Annotated in this window: 1 protein-coding gene and 1 pseudogene; both read right to left on the reverse strand. The window is 66.9% G+C overall.

The features are described 5' to 3' along the window. Positions 1–89 precede the first annotated feature (89 nt). A pseudogene (locus tag ACOJVU_RS19440) lies at positions 90–774 on the reverse strand (ATP-binding protein); the annotation flags it as partial. Next, on the reverse strand, positions 747–1,691 hold the full coding sequence (locus ACOJVU_RS19445; RefSeq protein WP_421531271.1) for a nitrilase-related carbon-nitrogen hydrolase: 945 nt from the start codon (positions 1,689–1,691) through the stop codon (positions 747–749). The gene ACOJVU_RS19445 and the pseudogene ACOJVU_RS19440, both read right to left, overlap by 28 nt. Positions 1,692–2,060 lie beyond the last annotated feature (369 nt).

Here is a 2,060-nt window from a genome sequence, read left to right on the forward strand (position 1 = left end):
CTGCGCTGCGCGTGCTCCACGTTGACACCTCCCACGCGCCGGCCAGATCAGCCGCGATCGAGGGGAAGGCCACACTTATGACCTATCAGCTACTCACGATCCGACTCGGACTCCGTGGCGAAGACGTCGTCGGCGTAGCCGCCGACCACGGGGATCTGGACGAGCGACAAAACGTGGTGGGCCGGGCTACCGGCGGGGCCACCAGGACACATTCGCCGTCCTGCCTGCGGGCACGGTCTCGGTCGTCGGCCAGCGCGCTCACACCCACTGAACCCAGATGGCTGACAGCGCTGAGAGCGATCGTCAAAGACGCTATTCCCGAATGGCTTTCGACGGCGATCTGGCGATCCATCGGCGTCGCGGCTGATCTGCGTCTGTGACACCAGCGCTTCGGCCATTGCGAGTCCGCGGCCGCGCCCCTTCTCGCCCGCGCGGTAATCTTTCACCTGCCACGGTCGGCCACCGAGCCGTAGAGGTTGCCGTCGCCGGCCAGTGCGGCCTCGACGACGATTTCTCGGGTTTCATCGAAAGTCGCGGCGCCGTCGCCGTGCTCGACGGCGTTCTCCACGAACTCCGATATTGCGTGCACGACGTCGGATGTCTGGTCGGGGTCCGCGCCGATCCCCGGCAGCCAGGTGCGCAGGCCGGCGCGAACCGTGCGCGCGGTGTGGAGGTTGGCGTCCAGCGTCAGCCGCAGGGGTCCGGCGGCGTGCGGCGCTGTGCGGCGAGCAATGGGATCCCGGTGGCTACGTCTGCCCGACCAGGGCACCGTAGCTGTCGGGACGCCGGGTGCGAAGGAACGGAAACGCTTCCAGCCAGTCCCGGCGCTGATCGAGATCCAGGTCGGCGATCACTATCGCCTCCTCGTCCCGCGGCGCCTGCACCAACACGCGGCCGTACGGGTCGGAGATGAACGACGAGCCATAGAACTTGATCTTGCCCTCGTCGCCGGTGCGGTTCGCCACGATCATGAACAAACCGTTGGCGATGCCGTTGCCGACGATGACCTGCTGCCAGAGCGGTTCGCTGTTGAAAGCGGGGAAGGCCGGCTCCGAGCCGATGGCGCTGGGATAGACCACCAGTTCGGCGCCGTGCAGCGAGTATGTCCGGGCCACTTCCGGAAACCATTCGTCCCAGCACGTCGGCAGACCGATCCGTGCGTCGAGCCCCTGCGGGGTCAGCACTGGATAGGGTTCCCCGTCGGCGGGGCCGGGCCGAAAGTAGTCCGCTTCGCGGTAACACTCGGAATCTGGGATGTGCATTTTGCGCACCCGGGCGACGAGATCCCCGGCCGGGGAAACCAAAATAGCTGTGTTGTAACCCAGTCCGTCGTCCTGGCCGCCTTCGTTTGTCGCTTTCTCGTACAGCGATGCCTGCACGAAAACCTGGCTCGCCCGAGCGGATTCGGCAGCGAACGCGAACGTCGGGCCGGTCAGCAGGTCTTCGGCGGCACTGGCCGGGGGGGACGGCGGGGCGAGGTCACCGGGGTAGCGGCTCAGGGTCAGCTCGGGCAGACACACCATGTGCGCACCGGCGGCAGCAGCCCGGGCGATCCCGCCGCCGAGGACGCGGGTCAGTTCGGCGTGGTCGGCGCGCCAGCGATGCTGGACCAGTCCGATCCGCAGCGGTGGGCGGTGCGATGGCTTCGTGCGCGTCAGGGACTCGGGCGCGTCAGCGGTGAGGGTGATCATTGGCGCACCTTTCGTGAATTCGGTCTGCATGGGGTGTCTCGTTGGCGTTCATCCCCCAACACGTACCCGTCGTCCCCTGACCGCAATCCCTCAATGGACGATGCCGGGTGGAGGATGCCGGGTGGACGATGCCGGGTGGAGGATGCCGGGTGGACGATGCTGGGTGCTTGACGGTGGGTGCTGTCTGCTTCGCGACCGGCCGCGGACGTCGACGGCAGTCCTTCTGGTGGGAGGGCGTGGCGGAAGGGAGCCGTGGACGGAAATCTCTGAGGACTGAACCACCCCGAGTTTCGTGCACACCTTCTTTTGTGGGAAGGATGGCACGATGCCAAGCAAGTACGACCCGGAGGTCAAGGCGAAGGCGGTCCG

Origin of the sequence: Mycobacterium sp. THU-M104 (assembly GCF_049197365.1) — a bacterium.
Taxonomy (GTDB): domain Bacteria; phylum Actinomycetota; class Actinomycetes; order Mycobacteriales; family Mycobacteriaceae; genus Mycobacterium.

Bases quoted from the DNA above. Each gene is read 5' to 3' on its own strand.
- ACOJVU_RS19445 (WP_421531271.1), bottom strand. From the start codon at position 1,691: ATGATCACCCTCACCGCTGACGCGCCCGAGTCCCTGACGCGCACGAAG.